Source organism: Rhodococcus sp. EPR-134, from assembly GCF_001647205.1.
In the GTDB taxonomy this organism is placed as follows: domain Bacteria; phylum Actinomycetota; class Actinomycetes; order Mycobacteriales; family Mycobacteriaceae; genus Rhodococcus_F; species Rhodococcus_F qingshengii.
Genome location: NZ_LVCT01000746.1, coordinates 1 through 704 on the forward strand (window position 1 = coordinate 1; position 704 = coordinate 704).

Sequence of the window (704 nt, forward strand, 5' to 3'; positions counted from 1 at the left end):
TAGTTCGCGGCTTCGAGGAAGGTGAATCCGGCAACTGCCTGCAGCAGGAGCCAGGGCGCGACCTCCCAACCGAAGATACCGATCAGCGTCGCGAAGAGGACAACACTCATCGCCCAAGCGTTGAGAATATTGTTCTCGAAGCTCCAGGTTCGTTTGCCTTTCCTCTGGAGTCGAGCGCTCTCGATGCGCCATGCCGAACGCAGCCCGCCGAACACACTTCGTGGCAAGAACCTCCAGAAGCTCTCACCGAACCGTGAGCTGGCCGGGTCCTGCGGAGTAGCTACACGCACATGGTGGCCGAAATTGTGTTCCACGTAGAAGTGCCCGTAGAGAGATTGCGCAAGCGCCACTTTCGCGAGCCACTGTTCGATCTTCTCGCTCTTGTGGCCGAGCTCGTGGGCCGCGTTGATACCGACGCCGGCGACGACGCCCACCGTGAACGACATCGCGATCTTCTCCGCGATTCCCATCGGAGCGTTGATCCAGCACCAGCAGGCGAAGACCAGACCGGCGTATTGCAAGGGGAGGAACGCGTAAGTGCACCAGCGGTAGTAGCGGTCCTTCTGCAGTCGTGGGATCGCATCGTCCGGCGGACTTTCGCCGTCTTCACCGGCCAGCATGTCGATGATCGGGATGACGATGACCAGTAGCCACGCGCCGGTCGCCCAGAACAATCCGAGACGAAGGTTGTCGACGAGAAACCA

Annotated in this window: 1 protein-coding gene; it reads right to left on the reverse strand. The window is 60.4% G+C overall.

Annotated elements, in window-relative coordinates:
- Window positions 1-704, reverse strand: a 704-nt coding sequence (locus A2J01_RS32040; RefSeq protein ID WP_197494345.1) for an alkane 1-monooxygenase, incomplete at both ends; no start/stop codon positions are given.